Source organism: Flagellimonas sp. 2504JD1-5 (assembly GCF_053618295.1).
This window is the reverse complement of the sequence record NZ_JBSIOU010000001.1, coordinates 1,873,621-1,889,399: the sequence shown is the minus strand read 5'-3', so window position 1 is coordinate 1,889,399 and position 15,779 is coordinate 1,873,621. Positions and strand designations below refer to the sequence as shown.

General features: G+C 39.1%; 21 protein-coding genes and 5 tRNA genes. 1 reads left to right on the top strand and 25 read right to left on the bottom strand.

Annotated elements, in window-relative coordinates:
• Positions 1–36: 36 nt before the first annotated feature.
• The 25 genes from rplL to ACULLG_RS08330 all read right to left on the bottom strand — a co-directional run bounded on the left by rplL (position 37) and on the right by ACULLG_RS08330 (position 15,198).
• Positions 37–417: a 50S ribosomal protein L7/L12 gene (gene rplL / locus ACULLG_RS08450; protein ID WP_190811542.1), complete on the bottom strand. Its 381-nt coding sequence runs from the start codon at positions 415–417 to the stop codon at positions 37–39.
• Positions 418–471: 54 nt separating this feature from the next.
• Positions 472–990 carry a 50S ribosomal protein L10 gene (gene rplJ, locus ACULLG_RS08445; RefSeq protein ID WP_298794589.1) on the bottom strand — a complete coding sequence of 173 codons (519 nt, stop codon included), beginning with the start codon at positions 988–990 and terminating at the stop codon, positions 472–474.
• A 22-nt stretch (positions 991–1,012) separates the two neighbouring features.
• Positions 1,013–1,705 (bottom strand): 50S ribosomal protein L1, encoded by a 693-nt coding sequence (gene rplA / locus ACULLG_RS08440; protein ID WP_298794590.1) that lies wholly within the window; start codon positions 1,703–1,705, stop codon positions 1,013–1,015.
• Between the two features lie 19 nt (positions 1,706–1,724).
• Positions 1,725–2,162: a 50S ribosomal protein L11 gene (rplK, locus tag ACULLG_RS08435; protein ID WP_097047425.1), complete on the bottom strand. Its 438-nt coding sequence runs from the start codon at positions 2,160–2,162 to the stop codon at positions 1,725–1,727.
• A gap of 67 nt (positions 2,163–2,229) precedes the next feature.
• Positions 2,230–2,781, bottom strand: coding sequence for a transcription termination/antitermination protein NusG (gene nusG / locus ACULLG_RS08430; RefSeq protein WP_136466277.1), 552 nt, complete (start codon positions 2,779–2,781; stop codon positions 2,230–2,232).
• A gap of 5 nt (positions 2,782–2,786) precedes the next feature.
• Positions 2,787–2,975, bottom strand: a complete 189-nt coding sequence (secE, locus tag ACULLG_RS08425) for a preprotein translocase subunit SecE (protein WP_420601231.1) — start codon at positions 2,973–2,975, stop codon at positions 2,787–2,789.
• A gap of 94 nt (positions 2,976–3,069) precedes the next feature.
• Positions 3,070–3,142 (bottom strand) — tRNA-Trp (locus ACULLG_RS08420).
• Between the two features lie 121 nt (positions 3,143–3,263).
• On the bottom strand, positions 3,264–4,451 hold the full coding sequence (tuf, locus tag ACULLG_RS08415; RefSeq protein WP_452126316.1) for an elongation factor Tu: 1,188 nt from the start codon (positions 4,449–4,451) through the stop codon (positions 3,264–3,266).
• Positions 4,452–4,498: 47 nt separating this feature from the next.
• Positions 4,499–4,570: transfer RNA gene (locus tag ACULLG_RS08410), tRNA-Thr, on the bottom strand.
• Between the two features lie 82 nt (positions 4,571–4,652).
• Positions 4,653–4,725: transfer RNA gene (locus ACULLG_RS08405), tRNA-Gly, on the bottom strand.
• Between the two features lie 85 nt (positions 4,726–4,810).
• Positions 4,811–4,893, bottom strand: a tRNA-Tyr gene (locus ACULLG_RS08400).
• Between the two features lie 22 nt (positions 4,894–4,915).
• Positions 4,916–4,989 (bottom strand) — tRNA-Thr (locus ACULLG_RS08395).
• Positions 4,990–5,090: 101 nt separating this feature from the next.
• Positions 5,091–5,393 carry a ribosome hibernation-promoting factor, HPF/YfiA family gene (hpf, locus tag ACULLG_RS08390; RefSeq protein WP_452126315.1) on the bottom strand — a complete coding sequence of 101 codons (303 nt, stop codon included), beginning with the start codon at positions 5,391–5,393 and terminating at the stop codon, positions 5,091–5,093.
• A 58-nt stretch (positions 5,394–5,451) separates the two neighbouring features.
• A complete protein-coding gene (locus tag ACULLG_RS08385) occupies positions 5,452–6,342 on the bottom strand; it encodes a tyrosine-type recombinase/integrase (protein WP_452126314.1) in 891 nt (296 codons plus the stop codon).
• A 93-nt stretch (positions 6,343–6,435) separates the two neighbouring features.
• Positions 6,436–6,630: a 30S ribosomal protein S21 gene (gene rpsU / locus ACULLG_RS08380; protein ID WP_147740561.1), complete on the bottom strand. Its 195-nt coding sequence runs from the start codon at positions 6,628–6,630 to the stop codon at positions 6,436–6,438.
• 68 nt (positions 6,631–6,698) lie between these two features.
• Positions 6,699–7,838, bottom strand: a complete 1,140-nt coding sequence (locus ACULLG_RS08375; RefSeq protein WP_452126545.1) for an acyl-CoA dehydrogenase family protein — start codon at positions 7,836–7,838, stop codon at positions 6,699–6,701.
• Between the two features lie 33 nt (positions 7,839–7,871).
• Positions 7,872–8,735 carry a ComEA family DNA-binding protein gene (locus ACULLG_RS08370; protein WP_452126313.1) on the bottom strand — a complete coding sequence of 288 codons (864 nt, stop codon included), beginning with the start codon at positions 8,733–8,735 and terminating at the stop codon, positions 7,872–7,874.
• Positions 8,736–8,743: 8 nt separating this feature from the next.
• On the bottom strand, positions 8,744–10,360 hold the full coding sequence (locus ACULLG_RS08365; protein ID WP_452126312.1) for an alanine/glycine:cation symporter family protein: 1,617 nt from the start codon (positions 10,358–10,360) through the stop codon (positions 8,744–8,746).
• Between the two features lie 86 nt (positions 10,361–10,446).
• Positions 10,447–11,454 carry a potassium channel family protein gene (locus ACULLG_RS08360; RefSeq protein ID WP_452126311.1) on the bottom strand — a complete coding sequence of 336 codons (1,008 nt, stop codon included), beginning with the start codon at positions 11,452–11,454 and terminating at the stop codon, positions 10,447–10,449.
• Positions 11,455–11,456: 2 nt separating this feature from the next.
• On the bottom strand, positions 11,457–11,684 hold the full coding sequence (locus ACULLG_RS08355) for a PspC domain-containing protein (RefSeq protein WP_163416073.1): 228 nt from the start codon (positions 11,682–11,684) through the stop codon (positions 11,457–11,459).
• A gap of 134 nt (positions 11,685–11,818) precedes the next feature.
• Positions 11,819–13,099 (bottom strand): DUF2851 family protein, encoded by a 1,281-nt coding sequence (locus ACULLG_RS08350; RefSeq protein WP_452126310.1) that lies wholly within the window; start codon positions 13,097–13,099, stop codon positions 11,819–11,821.
• A gap of 21 nt (positions 13,100–13,120) precedes the next feature.
• Positions 13,121–13,630: a DinB family protein gene (locus ACULLG_RS08345; protein ID WP_452126309.1), complete on the bottom strand. Its 510-nt coding sequence runs from the start codon at positions 13,628–13,630 to the stop codon at positions 13,121–13,123.
• A gap of 5 nt (positions 13,631–13,635) precedes the next feature.
• On the bottom strand, positions 13,636–13,947 hold the full coding sequence (locus ACULLG_RS08340) for a rhodanese-like domain-containing protein (RefSeq protein WP_452126308.1): 312 nt from the start codon (positions 13,945–13,947) through the stop codon (positions 13,636–13,638).
• Positions 13,948–14,021: 74 nt separating this feature from the next.
• The gene (locus tag ACULLG_RS08335) at positions 14,022–14,639 is read right to left on the bottom strand and encodes a thioredoxin family protein (RefSeq protein ID WP_452126307.1); all 618 of its coding nucleotides are present in this window, start codon (positions 14,637–14,639) and stop codon (positions 14,022–14,024) included.
• A 4-nt stretch (positions 14,640–14,643) separates the two neighbouring features.
• Positions 14,644–15,198, bottom strand: a complete 555-nt coding sequence (locus tag ACULLG_RS08330) for a TlpA family protein disulfide reductase (protein WP_452126306.1) — start codon at positions 15,196–15,198, stop codon at positions 14,644–14,646.
• Between the two features lie 190 nt (positions 15,199–15,388).
• Between ACULLG_RS08330 and ACULLG_RS08325 the strand changes: the two genes are divergently transcribed.
• Entirely contained in the window at positions 15,389–15,778 is a 390-nt protein-coding gene (locus ACULLG_RS08325; RefSeq protein WP_452126305.1) for a MarR family winged helix-turn-helix transcriptional regulator, read from the top strand.
• The last annotated feature ends 1 nt before the right edge of the window (position 15,779 follow it).

Below are 15,779 nucleotides of genomic sequence, written 5' to 3'. Positions count from 1 at the left end.
GGAAAGACCTTAACCAAATTTGTATGGTAAAAGCTATTATTTAAGCTCAACTTCCGCTCCTGCTTCTTCCAATGATTTTTTGATACCTTCTGCCTCATCTTTGGCAACACCTTCTTTAACAGCTTTTGGTGCGCTGTCAACGATGTCCTTGGCATCTTTCAATCCAAGACCAGTCAATTCTTTAACTAGTTTTACTACTGCCAATTTAGAACCACCAGCAGCTGTAAGGATTACATCAAATTCTGATTTTTCCTCAGCAGCTTCAGCTTCACCGCCACCGGCAGCACCGCCAGCAACAGCTACTGCAGCAGCAGCAGGCTCAATACCGTATTCTTCTTTTAATATGTCGGCCAACTCATTTACCTCTTTTACTGTAAGGTTTACCAACTGTTCTGCAAAATCTTTTAAATCTGCCATTTTTCTATCGTTTAATCAAATTTTTAAAAATATACTTAGTTTATTGTGCGCGAATTATTCTTTCTCAGATAATGTCTTAAGGATTCCGGCCAGTTTACCGCCACCAGATTTAAGTCCAGAAATAACATTCTTGGCTGGTGATTGCAACAATCCGATAATATCCCCAATAACTTCCTCTTTGGACTTGATATTTACAAGTGCATCCAGGTTTTCATCTCCTAAATAGATAGCCTCTGCAATAAAAGCTCCTTTAAGTAATGGTTTATCTGATTTCTTTCTAAAGTTTTTGATAAGTTTCGCAGGTGCATTCCCCGTTTCAGAAAACATCAAAGATGTATTTCCTTTTAAAACATCAGGTAGTTCACCGAATTCCTTATCAGAAGCTTCCATTGCTTTTGCAAGCAAGGTGTTCTTTACAACTGCAAGTTTAATATTGGCTTTGAAACAAGCTCTTCTAAGATTAGAAGTGGTTGTAGCATCCAATCCTGATATATCTGCCAAATAAATATTAGCGTTATCAGCCAACTGTGCAGTCAAATCTTCTATTACGATTGCTTTTTCTTCTCTTGTCATAATTAAAATATTGAACTACCAGTTACGAAACTGCTTTTGGATCTAGTTGAACACTAGGACTCATGGTACTTGACAAATAGATGCTCTTCATATAAACACCTTTTGCCGCAGCTGGCTTCATTCTTACCAAAGTATCTATTAGTTCCTTGGCATTACCCGCAATTTTATCTGCAGAAAAGGAAGCTTTTCCTATTGCCGCATGTACAATTCCAGTTTTGTCCACTTTAAAATCAATCTTACCAGCTTTCACTTCAGATACCGCTTTTGCAACATCCATGGTTACTGTACCGGTCTTTGGATTGGGCATTAAACCTCTAGGTCCCAAAACTCTACCGAGTGGACCAAGTTTACCCATAACGCTTGGCATAGTGATGATAACATCAACATCTGTCCAACCGCCTTTTATTTTTTCCAAATATTCGTCTAACCCAACAAAATCGGCACCAGCTTCTTTAGCTTCTGCTTCTTTATCTGGGGTCACCAATGCTAAAACCTTTACGTCTTTACCTGTTCCATGTGGAAGTGTAACTACGCCACGTACCATTTGATTTGCTTTTCTTGGATCTACACCCAAACGAACTGCAAGGTCAATGGAAGCGTCAAATTTTACATTGGTTATTTCTTTTACTAAAGCTGATGCTTCGTCCAAAGAGTACAATTTATTCTTGTCTATTTTGGAGTGAGCGTCTTTCTGCTTTTTAGTCAATCTTGCCATTATAAATTGCTTTAAGATTTTAAAAAGGTCTTTTGCCTGCTACTTTTAAACCCATAGATCTAGCAGTACCTGCAACCATACTCATTGCAGACTCTACCGTAAAAGCATTCAAATCGACCATTTTGTCTTCAGCGATTTGCTTTACTTGATCCCAGGATACAGAACCATTTTTAACTCTGTTAGGCTCGCCAGATCCTTTTTTAATCTTAGCTGCTTCCATCAATTGAACTGCCGCTGGTGGTGTCTTTACAACAAACTCGAAAGATTTGTCTTTGTAAACGGTGATAACAACAGGTAATACTTTACCTGGCTTGTCCTGTGTACGAGCGTTAAACTGCTTACAGAACTCCATTATGTTAACACCTGCAGCACCTAAGGCGGGTCCAACCGGTGGCGACGGATTCGCGGCACCTCCCCTAACTTGTAATTTAACTACCTTATCTACTTCTTTTGCCATTGTTTTTAATTAAAATGAAAGTGTGTTAATTGGAAGCAACACAACTTTATATATGTAACAGCTCTTTTTAAACTTTTTCTACTTGCATATAGCTAAGTTCCAATGGTGTTTTTCTGCCGAAAATTTTCACCATTACCTCTAGCTTACGCTTTTCTTCATTGATTTTCTCAACAGTTCCATTGAATCCGTTGAAAGGACCATCAATAACTTTTACGGTTTCACCTAAAACAAATGGTATAGCTACATTGTCCGTATTAACGGCAAGCTCATCCACTTTTCCTAGCATACGGTTCACCTCAGATTTCCTTAATGGAACGGGATCACCGCCTTTAACCTCACCTAAGAAGCCAATAACATTTGTAATGGAGCGGATGATGTGCACCATTTCTCCACCCAAATTGGCTTTTATCATTATATATCCAGGAAAGTAAACCCTTTCTTTATTGATTTTCTTTCCGTTACGGATCTGTACAACTTTTTCGGTAGGAACAAGAACCTCTTCTAGATAATCACCAAAACCATTGCGCTCCACTTCACTTTCAATGTAGCCTTTGATTTTGTTTTCTTGACCGCTAACAGCCCTTACCACATACCATTTTTTCTCCAGAACCTCAGACATATCAACTATCCTATTACGTTATCAAAATACAATCGAATCAATTTGCTGAAAAGGGAATCGACACCCCAGGTTGCCAAGGCGAACAGAATAGAGAAAACCGCAACAACCACCATAAGGTTTGATGCTCTTTCCCTGTTTAGCCAGGTAACATTGCTCTTTAATTCTTCAAATGATTCTTTTATGTATGTGAACATAGTATTATTGTATTTCCTGCACGGGCAGAGAGGCTTCCTTCGACTTCGCTCAGGACAGGCTTCTCGCCACAATAACTTTCATGATTTCAATTTGCACGGGCGGAGAGGCTCGAACTCCCGACACCTGGTTTTGGAGACCAGTGCTCTACCAACTGAGCTACGCCCGTAAAATTTGGTATCCTTCCCACCTCAAATTTTCAGAGATGAACCACACCCGTTTATATTTACACTGAAAGGTATTCCGCATATACGGAACACCCTTTAGTGCAATACTTTATTGTAAAATGATTAATCTAAAATCTCCGTAACCTGACCAGCACCTACTGTTCTACCACCTTCACGGATAGCGAAACGTAGACCTACGCTCAATGCGATTGGCTGAATCAAATCAACGTTGATGGTCAAGTTATCACCAGGCATAACCATTTCAACTCCATCAGGAAGACCAATGTTTCCTGTTACGTCAGTTGTTCTTACGTAGAACTGTGGACGGTAGTTGTTGTGGAATGGTGTGTGACGACCACCTTCTTCTTTTTTAAGGATATAAACCTCAGCTTTGAATTTAGCGTGTGGCTTAACGGAACCTGGCTTACAGATTACCATACCTCTTTTGATATCGGATTTTTCAATACCTCTCAAAAGGATACCTACGTTATCACCAGCTTCACCTCTATCCAAAATCTTACGGAACATCTCAACACCAGTAATTGTAGAGGTTAATTTCTCAGCACCCATACCAATGATATCAACAGCATCACCTGTGTTGGCAACACCAGTTTCGATACGACCAGTTGCAACAGTACCACGACCAGTAATGGTGAATACGTCTTCAACAGGCATCAAGAAATCTTTATCAACATCCCTTTTTGGAAGCTCAATCCACTCATCAACAGCTGCCATCAACTCCATTACAGTATCTACCCATTTTTGCTCACCGTTAAGTGCACCAAGAGCAGAACCAGAGATAACAGGTCCGTTGTCACCATCATACTCGTAGAAAGAAAGCAATTCTCTTACTTCCATTTCAACAAGCTCTAAAAGCTCCTCATCGTCAACCATGTCAACTTTGTTCAAGAAAACAACGATTCTTGGAATACCAACCTGGCGTCCAAGAAGGATGTGCTCACGAGTTTGTGGCATAGGTCCATCAGTTGCAGCAACAACCAAGATAGCACCGTCCATCTGAGCAGCACCAGTAACCATGTTCTTTACGTAATCCGCGTGACCTGGACAGTCAACGTGAGCGTAGTGACGGTTTTCTGTTTGATACTCTACGTGAGACGTGTTGATAGTAATACCTCTTTCTTTTTCTTCAGGGGCGTTATCGATAGAATCAAAGCTTCTAAGCTCTGACAAACCCGCATTGGCCAATACAGTAGTAATAGCAGCGGTCAACGTTGTTTTACCGTGATCCACGTGTCCAATAGTACCAATATTTAAGTGCGGTTTGGAACGATCAAAAGTTTCCTTTGCCATTTTAAATAATTTTAATCTTAGTTTATATTAGTGTACAAATCGTTTTGAGCCAATGACGAGATTTGAACTCGTGACCTCTTCCTTACCAAGGAAACGCTCTACCCCTGAGCTACACCGGCGTAAAGTGCTGAATCAACTACTTCATAAATAGTTCTCCCATATATTTGGAAGAGATTCCTGCTTTCGCAAGGATGACTATAGAGCGGGAGACCGGGTTCGAACCGGCGACATTCAGCTTGGAAGGCTGACGCTCTACCAACTGAGCTACTCCCGCATTTTTTAATTTGGGCAAAAACCCAAAAACACTTCAACATTTCAAAAAACTCTTCAAAACAAGCTTTTTCTCAAAAGTTTGCTTGTGGGGAGAGCAGGATTCGAACCTGCGAAGGTGAAAACCAACAGATTTACAGTCTGTCCTCGTTGGCCGCTTGAGTATCTCCCCGCCTTATTTTCAATATGTTACGAGCCGATGGAGGGACTCGAACCCACGACCTGCTGATTACAAATCAGCTGCTCTAGCCAGCTGAGCTACATCGGCAATTTATGGCCTTTTTTCCATAAAAAAAGCCCGCTATTTCTAACGGACTGCAAATGTATATATTTATTTTTTTAATCAAAATAAATTTTCAAAAATTTTAATCATGCTTTTGCCCTTAATTTTTCTTTCTTTTTTACCAATTGTCTCTCCAGGGAACTACAAGCTGAATCAATGGCCTCTTCAAAAGTTTTACACTGTTTCTTTACGATGATCTTATCTCTTGGGACAAGTACTTTTATTTCAACCATCTTATTTTCTTTTGCACTGGTATTATCAACCTTCAAATATACATCCGAACCGATGACCTTATCATAGAACGTCTCCAATTTATCCATTCTCTTCTGGATAAAATCCATAAGCTTACCATCAGCTACAAAATTTACCGATTGTGCATTTACCTTCATAAGATTTAGTTTTTAGGACTACCTTTTGGCAGACGTGTTATACAATATAAGGAATTGGCTATTCCTTACTTCTTGGATGGGTCTTTGCGTGAACTTTTTTCAGTTCGGCGATACTATTGTGTGTATACACTTGGGTGGATGCCAAACTGGAATGACCCAACAGCTCTTTCACAGCGTTTAAATCAGCTCCCCTATTAAGCAGATGTGTTGCAAAGGTATGTCTGAGTATATGAGGACTCTTTTTTACCTTAGGGGACACCAAACTAAAATACTTATTTATAGTTCGATATACAAGCGTTTCATAAATTTTAAGTCCTCCTTTTGTTAAAAAGAGAAAAGATGAATCCATGGTCTTTTCCAATTCGTTTCGCATGCCTAAATACTTCTCAAGCATTTCAATTGTTGACGGAAGGAGTGGAAGAATGCGCTCTTTGTTCCTTTTCCCCAGAACCTTTAGTGTTCGGTTGGCATTGCTATAATCCGTTAGCTTAAGATTCACCAATTCGGTCCTTCGCATTCCAGTGGCATACAATAATTCGATGATAAGCCTGTCACGAATACCTTCAAAGTCTTCCTCAAAAGGAATCTCTGAAAGTATGGTCTTCATTTCTTGTTCGGAAAACGGAACCTCAACTTTCTGTTCGGTTTTTAAGGCTTTGTGTTTTGCTAAAGGTGAAATCGTAATTTGTTGAATTTTTTGCAAAAACTTATAATATGCCCTTAGTGAAGAAATCTTTCTATTGACTGTTCTGTTGGACACTTCACCGTTCACCAATGAAACAATCCAACTTCGTATTATGGTATAGTCCACATGATCAATGGAACCAAGCTCAAAAACTTCCGTAACATAATAGGAAAACGCCCTTAAATCCTTTTCGTAAGCCTTTATGGTATGCTTAGAGTAATTTTTCTCGAATTTTAGATAAGATATAAACGCATCAAGAGCCATGTATTCAAAGTTACCCAAATAAGCTCAAGTATTGGAACAAAAAAATCCCGTTCCAAATTGGAACGGGATTCTCATTATGTTCGGTGCAGAGATCTAAATTTCTTCCTGATCTCTAAGTCCTTGTATATATTGAGCTTTTTGAACTTCAGCTCTACGTTTTACAGAAGGCTTTGTGAACTGCTGTCTTTTTCGCAATTGACGCATTGTACCTGTCTTATCAAACTTACGCTTGAAACGCTTTAAAGCTCTATCGATGTTTTCTCCTTCTTTTACTGGTATTATTAACATGGGCTACAACCTCCTCTCTTTTAGATTTTGGAGTGCAAATATACAAGTATTAATTAGTAATGGACAAATTACTTTAGAATATTTCTTGAAATAACTACTTTTTGAATTTCCGTGGTTCCTTCACCAATAGTGCATAGCTTGGCATCTCTGTAGAACTTTTCTACCGGAAAATCTTTAATATACCCATATCCTCCATGAATCTGTACAGCTTCGTTGGCAACTTTGACACAAACCTCGGAAGCGTACATCTTGGACATGGCTCCGTGCATGGTCATTTGTCTTCCTGAATTTTTCAGAAATGCCGCTTTGTGCAATAGCAGTTCGGAAGCTTCAATTTCCGTTGCCATATCAGCCAACTTGAATGAAATTCCCTGAAATTGACTAATAGGCTTTCCAAATTGAACACGTTCTTTGGAGTATTTAAGAGCCGCTTCGTAAGCACCTTTTGCCACACCAAGGGATAATGCCCCAATTGAGATACGGCCACCATCCAAAACCTTCATCGACTGGATAAAACCTTCACCCACTTCTCCTAATCTGTTTTCATCTGAAATTCTGCAATCCGAAAAAATAAGTTCGGCGGTTTCACTGGCCCGCATGCCCAATTTATCTTCTTTTTTTCCACTTGTAAACCCGGGAGTTCCTTTTTCAATGGCAAAGGCCGTCATTCCACGACTATCGCCTTTTTCTCCCGTTCTTGCAATCACAACAGCAATATCACCGCTTTTACCATGGGTGATAAAATTTTTGGCTCCATTTAAAATCCAGTGGTCGCCATCTTTTACAGCAGTGGTATTCATTCCACCAGCATCAGAACCTGTGTTATGCTCCGTAAGCCCCCAGGCTCCCAACCACTCTGCGGTTGCCAACTTTGGTATCCATCGTTGCTTTTGTTCATCATTCCCAAAAGATAAAATATGGTTGGTGCACAATGAATTATGTGCAGCTACCGAAAGTCCAATGGCCGGATCCACTTTTGAAATTTCTTCCAATATGGCCACATACTCATGATATCCCAGTCCAGAACCACCAAGTTCTTCAGGGACCAGAACACCCATAAATCCCATTTCACCCGCTTTCTTAAATACTTCTATTGGAAAAGTTTGGGTTTCATCCCACTCCATTACATGAGGTGCAATATATTGCTGTGCAAACTCTTTTGCAGATTCAGCGACCATCTTCTGGGTCTCTGAATAATCGAAGTTCATTGTGGACAAAGTATCCGTAACCATAGTTCAAATTTATAGGGTCAAATATAGCTTAATTCTATCAATCCTTTCCTTAGGAAAGGTGGCTACATTCAACAATTCATCCAAAGAATCGAATGCCTCATTCTGTTCCCGATAATGGATTATTCTTTCGGCCAAATTCCTGTTTATATAAATCAAACGGGATAACTCTTCAGCTGTTGCCCTATTGATATTGATTTTTTTAAGCCTAGGTGGATCTATAACCTTAAATCTCATCAACGTACGCTGAACCACTTCGGGTTCCAGTCCGTAGACATCATACAATTGTTCGTTGACCAAAAATCCGCCAAGTCTATCCCTGAATTTGACAATCCGTACTGATAACTTTTCTCCAATACCACTAACGGTTTTTAAATCATCCGCCGTGGCCAAATTAAGATCTGTCACTTTAAAAGTTTTGCTCAGCTTAATTTTGATATCGGAATCTGTGTATTTTTTCTTTTGAACCCAATCTGGAAACTTGAATGAAGGTGCCATGAGTTTTAATAAGGAATCGGACACTTGGGTCACTTGTTGAAATTGTTCAGCAGAGTTCACAAAACTTCCTGTTTTCCTAAAAGCAAACAATCTATCCAATTCTTGGGTGGACATTCCCAGCGAATAGCCCTTGTAATCTGTAATATAGTTTGGATTGAACGGAAAAATCTTTGGCGTAACTTTTTCCTGGGCCAAAAGTCGAAGACTGTCCAACTTGGATTGCATTGTACTTTTCACGACAACCTTCGCTTCCAAACCTGAAGGTTTCGCTTGGAGGTAAAAATAAACTCCTTGAAGTATTATTATGAGCAGCAACAAAAAGAAAATCCCACTTCGTTCTTGTTTGTTGAACTTAAAGTGGGATTTTATTCTAGTCAAAGCCTAATTTATTTGCTTTTGACAAAATTCTTTATGTCAGTAAGGTATTTATCCATTTCCTCCCTTACCCTCGGGAATAAGAACAGAAGTCCTATCATATTCGGGAATACCAAAGCCAATATCATGGCATCGGAAAACTTAATTACCGCATCCAATGTAGCACCTGCTCCAATAATCACAAATAGTAAAAACATTACCTTATAAACAATATCAGCAGTCTTTCCTCTTCCAAATAGATATTTCCAAGATTGCAATCCGTAATATGACCAAGAGATCATGGTTGAAAAGGCGAAAAGAATTATTGCAATAGTCAACACGTATCTAAACCCTGGTATTACTGAATCATATGCCATCGAAGTTAAATCAACACCTCCGACATAAGTTCCTGATTCGTTAAGCAATACTGTGCTTCCTACAGCATTTCCATAGTCAAAAGCTCCCACATCCATATTAAAGAAGATGATTACCAAAGCTGTCATGGTACAAATCACCACAGTATCAATAAAAGGTTCCAAAAGCGCAACAACACCTTCACTTGCTGGATATTTAGTCTTTACAGCGGAGTGCGCAATGGCCGCAGAGCCAGCTCCCGCTTCATTGGAAAAGGCCGCTCTTTGGAAGCCAACAATAATCACCCCAACAATACCTCCGAGTCCAGCGGCAGGTGTAAATGCTCCTCCTATGATCATTCCAAAAGCATCGCCTATGTATTCGATATTGGCAAAAATAATCACCAAGGAAGCCAATACATAAACTCCTGCCATGAACGGAACTATTTTTTCTGTTACACTGGCAATCTTTTTAATACCACCGATAATTACGATTCCAACCAATATGGCCAAAATAACTCCGATGATAACTCCTGTGGCACCACCTTCGAGGCTCAACATAGTTGAAAGCTGAACAGCTGCCTGATTGGATTGAAATGCATTACCTCCTCCAAATGAAGCACCCACACATAAAACTGCAAAAATCACAGCCAAGACTTTTCCAAGTCCTTTGAATCCTCTTTCCTTTAAGCCTTTGGAGAGGTAGTACATAGGTCCTCCGTAAACGGTTCCATCCGGACCTACATCTCTATACTTTACTCCAAGTGTACATTCTACAAACTTGGTCGACATTCCTATTAAACCACAAACAATCATCCAAAAGGTGGCACCAGGACCACCCAAAGCAATCGCGACTGCTACACCGGCTATATTACCCAGTCCAACCGTACCTGAAACTGCGGTTGCCAATGCTTGAAAATGACTTACTTCTCCTTCTTTACTCTCATCTTTTATTGTACCTGGAAGGTCTCCGTCTGCCACATTCAGCTCTGTCTTCTCCACGCTATGGTGATCCAATTCATCATACTTGCCCCGAACCGTGTTAATGGCCAGTCCAAATTTGGTAATATTTGGAAACTTAAATCGTATCGTAAAAAATGTAGCTCCTATTATCAAAAGAATCAACACTACGGGAAGGTTGTACCCCGCAATTGAAATTGGTGTCAAAACAAAACCTTCCCACCAAGTTGCAAACGGCATAAATGCATCATTCACTCTTTCATCCAAGCCTTTTTCTTGGGCACTTGATAGTAATGGTAATAAAAGGGTAATTAACGTAAGAAGTCTGTACTTCATAATGTGTTATTTGGTTATGTTAATTTGATGAATAGCGGGCAATATCCTAAAAAAATTCAACGGAATCAAATTTAAAAGTTATAAAACTAACCTATCTGAAACATTTGGTTGAGCTTTTTTATCTGTTCGGGCCTACCCAAAACAATCACTTTTCCTTTGGGTTCCAGAATCAAATCCGCCTCTGGGTTTATAATGTAATTTCCGCCGGGTTCTATATAACCTATAATGGTGCACCCTGTTCTTTTGCGCAGGTCCAAATCACGTAACGAATTGCATTCAATCTGATCTGTAAAATCTTCGATTTCGACTTCTTCAAGGTTGGTGGTATTCTCTCCTTCCACTGATAATTTGTTTATAAACGTCACCAAATCCGGCATTACAACCAATGATGCCATATAATCGCCTCCAATTTTATCTGGCATTATTACCTTATCCGCACCTGCCAATTGGAGTTTGGTTTGAGAAGTAACTTGTGAGGCTCTTGTAATTATGAACAACTTTTTGTTCAACTGGCGCGCCGAGAGTACAATAAATAAATTGGCCGCATCGTCTGGCACCGCGGTAATAAGGTATTGTGCTCGCTCAATTCCAGCAGAGCGTAAGGTTTCGTCTTCATTTGCATCTCCTTCTACAAAAAGCAACTCATTTTCATACCGCTCAATAATCTCCTTATCTTTTTCAATAACAACAAAAGGTTTTTTATAAGCCTTCAATTTTTCTGCTGCTTGCATTCCATTTCTTCCATACCCGCAGACTACAACATGATTGGACAAACTGTCAATTTTTTTCTTCACTTTCTTCTTTTTTAAAATCTGGAGTGAATTGCGTCCCAATAAGTATTCAGTAATCACCGATAACGCAAAACCAAAAATAAAAACACTGGTAACAATTAAAAATACGGTAAAAATCTTTGCGTTGGGATCCAATGGCCTGACCTCGGAGAAACCCACGGTGGTCACTGTGATTATGGTCATATAAATGGCCTCTACCCATGTAAAATCTGAAAGCAACTTGTAGCCAATCACTCCAAAGAGCAATACCAGAAGCATTAAACTAATGGCCCATACTATTTTTGAACGCAATAATCTTATCATAATCAGAGGTCAAAAACTGAAGTTCTTTTGGTATACACCAAATCTTTGATTCGTAACCAAAATGCAATAAAAAGATAAAGGGCAAACCCAAAACCCAAGGTGGCAAAGGTCAAATAAATAAAGGTGGTTCTAACAACTCTTGCCCTTATTCCCAGTCGTTCAGCGATACGCCTACAGACCTCAAAGCCTCTTTTTTGAAAGTAATAGAGGGTATTGTAAAACAAGCTCATAATTTTTACAGTGTCAGGTCGAGCGGAGTCGAGACCTATTCAACAAATTAGAATCATCAATACTTCTCGACTGCGCTCGAAGTGACAGTTCCTGTGCCCATTGAACAATATCTCTGATAGTGCTCGCTCTAAAATTATGTATTTCTGTTCAATAAATGAGCGCCTAAGGTACAATGAAGGCATTTATTTTTTGAACAATAGTTGTTGTACAATTGTAATTTAGCTTGACTTTCCAAAGCATTCATAGTGTTTGAGCCCAAGTTTTTAAATCCGTCCATTATAGCATTTTTTTCAGGAGCAAGTTGGGAAATTAGGCTTAATAGGTTCTCTGTGGAATCGATACCAACCTTTTTGGAATAACAAAACCGAAGTGGCACTATGGTATTTATCATCAATAGATCAATAAAGCTTTTTGAAAGTTTCTTTTTGCTTTGTTTGGAGACTTTTCCAAAGGTGAAATGGCTTTCCCAATAGGAGCTGGACTCAGTTCTGAAAATCGAATATATCTCCTCCCGTCTGTTAGCATGAAGCAATTTTGAAAATAGATTCTGCTGTTGATGATACAAATGCGCTAATTGTGACATACGAATGGTGGGAAAGTTGGCTGGACGCAAACCAAAGAAACCCGGTTTCGTCAAGGTGGCATCCAGTTTATATTTATGAGCCAGGTATTCATATTCCTTTTGGAGTTCTATATAATAAACATCATTGCAATCTTCAACGGCAAGTAATCCCAAATAGCCAAAAAGAAGGCTCTCAATTTGGTGAATGTCCGAACTGGTTTTTCTAATGATGGAAAAATCAAGCTGCATGGCCCTGTTCATGAAAACATCGCCATTGATCTTCGAACCGAAATTTCTCATCAACATCACAAAAAGAACTCTTTCCCAATCGTTATTTGATTTTTGAAGTAGGCTTGAGATAAGTATGGATTTTTGTTCCAACCGCTCTATATACAATCTATCTAGGTAGTTATTCACCAAAAAGGAATCCATTTGGTTAAAATCTTTTTCACAGTTGATAAACAACGGGTTAAAATGTTGAAAAAGTTCTTGGTATTTTGCCAAAATTGTGGGTGCGATTTGATTTTTCAATTCCAAGGTTGGAATTTGTGTGCCGTCTTTTCTAAACACCAGAATATCATCTTCCCAAACCACATGAAGAATCACATTGTCATAATTGGAATCCACTTCGTGATGGTGTGCATACCAATCCGAAGATTTGAGGTGCATTTCTACATTGCCAGCCCACAGCTGACCACCAACCTCAATTTGCGCATTAAAAAAATCAGGTCCTGCGTGAAGATTTAAACTTCCCGGATTCTTAATTACAATATGCTCAGAGGTTGATGTGGTAAGTGGTCGTCCTTGAAGCTTATCGCACCTCCATATAAAATGGAGTAGGTCTTCCTTCATTCGACTAAAATAAGAAAATGATTACCATTTACCTGCATAGGTCAATGGATCTCCCGAATTTTCTTTGTGATAGTAGTATTTCAAATTATTTATTTGCCGAAGGTGATGGTAATCGTGGGCCAACCAGTTGTTCAAAAATGATAAAGCGGTTATTTGACCAAGCTCAGGATGATTAACCTTATTTTCCCAATCAGGGCCTTTTAAGTTGCGTAGCCAATGGATGGACTTTTTTCTTTCAACACAAAACTCATCCAACTTAGAAGCGAAATCCTGCCCTAGATAATTGTTGGTTATAGCCCATCTGGGAGGATCAATCGGAACTAAAGGTTTTTTCGGATTTTCCAGCGCATGCTGTACACGTGTTCTAAAGTCCTGCTTTTCTTCATCAATTAAATGGCATACTATTTCCAAAGCGCACCAACCCTTAGGGTTGGGTTTCCAGGTCACAAAATCGGAAGGTAATCCTGACAGCATATCATAGAAAACCTTCCTATTTTGTTCAAGTTGATTTATGACTTTGGAAACATCCATAAATTTTATTCGGCGACCTCTCCTTCCCAGTTCATAAATCCTCCTTCAAGATTGAAGGTATTTTCGATGCCAATACTGTTCATGATGGCACAAGCCTGGGAACTTCTGTTACCAGATCTACAATACACATAATAATTCTTGGATTTGTCAAGCTTTTCGAGCTCATCCAAAAAACCTTGTCCCAAATAAATATCTATATTGGTGGCATTGGGAATATAACCTTCCTCCACTTCTTCTGGTGTGCGGACGTCCAGTACAAAGGCGTTGTTATCGTTTTCCAGTTGTTCTTCCCATTCTTGTTGCGATAAATCTGACATTTTTAACAATTTAAGTTTAGCAAAAATAAAAATCCGGAGCATAACCCCGGATTGAAACATGCGTAATTTTCCTTTTAGGCTTTTATAGTGCATCCAATGGCCCTAGTTTTGGTCACTTTTATCTCTTTTCCGGCCAACATGGCGTCCACTGCATTTTCAACGTATTTCTCCTCAACTCGTGAAGCACTTTGGTAATTATCATCAATTGCGCCTATATATCTCACAATATTCCCTTCGGCCATTTTTTCCAATAGGAACACATGTGGGGTTTTTGTTGCTCCATATTGCGGATAAATTTGCTGTCCCTCATCCAATAAATAGGGAAAGGTAAATCCTTTTTCTGCAGCACGAATCTTCATTTTGGCCAAACTTTCTCCCTGCTTTTTTGTTGCATTACTTGGATTAATGGCAATCACCGGAACGCCCTTGGCTTTGTATTTTGCATCCAGCGCATTGATGCGATCCTCATATGCCACTGAATAAGGGCAACCGTTGCAAGTAAAAATTACCAAAAAACCCTTGGCTTCATTATAATGGGATAGCGAAACCATTTTGCCATCTGTATTTTTTAAAGCGAAATCTGTTGCAACATCTCCAATATCATACCCCTCATCTACCGAGGTTAGTTCTCCTGAAAAAGCTCCAAACAGTACTACCAGAGCCAATAGACTTAAGATTTTGAATAGTTTCATATCACTAGTTAATGAATTTGTTCAACTCTTTGTTCAATTCCTCATAGGTAAATCCACTTTCGTAAAAATTGCGTTTATCCTTATTATAGATCAAGGTAGCGGGTATGCCCCCACCCCAAGTTTCATTAATTTTTGGAATCCAATCGTTTTGTTTTGGATCGTCAAGAATTACCACTTTTCCTTTAAGCCCTTTCTTTTCCACAAAGGGCTCCAATCGCGTTTTCCACATGGATGGCATATCAAGACTGACCAACACCATCTCTACATTATTGTCTTTTTGCTCGGCATAAACCTTTTCGAAATAGGGAAGTTCTTCAATACAAGGTTTGCACCAAGTGGCCCAAAAATTTATGATATACGTTTTTCCGTCATCCTTATATAATAATGGTTTTAGCCCCTCGTAATCATAAACTGGAAATTTTACAGGGTCTTTGGCCTCTTTTTCAACCTCGGCATAAGCCTGTTCTGAAGTATCTGCCTTTTCTTTCCCTTTAGGTTTTTCACCACATCCGGTTACTAGAGCAACAACAAAAATAAAAGAAAACAACAACTGTTTCATTATCTGCATTTTAGGACCTTAAAAGTAAATAAAGTGATTTCCCCCAATTTCTTTTTAACAAAATTTTATCTGTTAAAAATAGTGTCAAATCGGATTAACAATATACATTTGTATATACAATTGTTGTATTGACATGAATGTTGAACAAATCATAAGAACCGAAAGAAAGCTTCCTCTTAAAATGAGGACCATGATTCATTTTGCATTGGTCAGCAACAAAATCAATGAACAATTTGGGGCAGCTCTAAAACCCTATGGAATTTCGAAACAACAATTCAACGTGTTGAGGATTCTGCGCGGGCAAAAAGGGAAACCGGCTAATTTAACGACCATCAATGAACGTATGGTAACCAAAATGAGCAATACCACCCGATTGGTGGACAAGCTTATAACCAAAGGTTATGTACAACGGTGGGTTTGCGAAGCCAACCGCCGTAAAGTGGAAATATTGATCACCGAAAAGGGTCAAACGATTTTGGAAAAAATTGACACGGTAATGGAGGATACCGAAAGTAGGCTCCTTCAAAACTTTTCAAAAAAAGAACTTGAAGAATTAAACATACTATTAGATAAATTTTAAA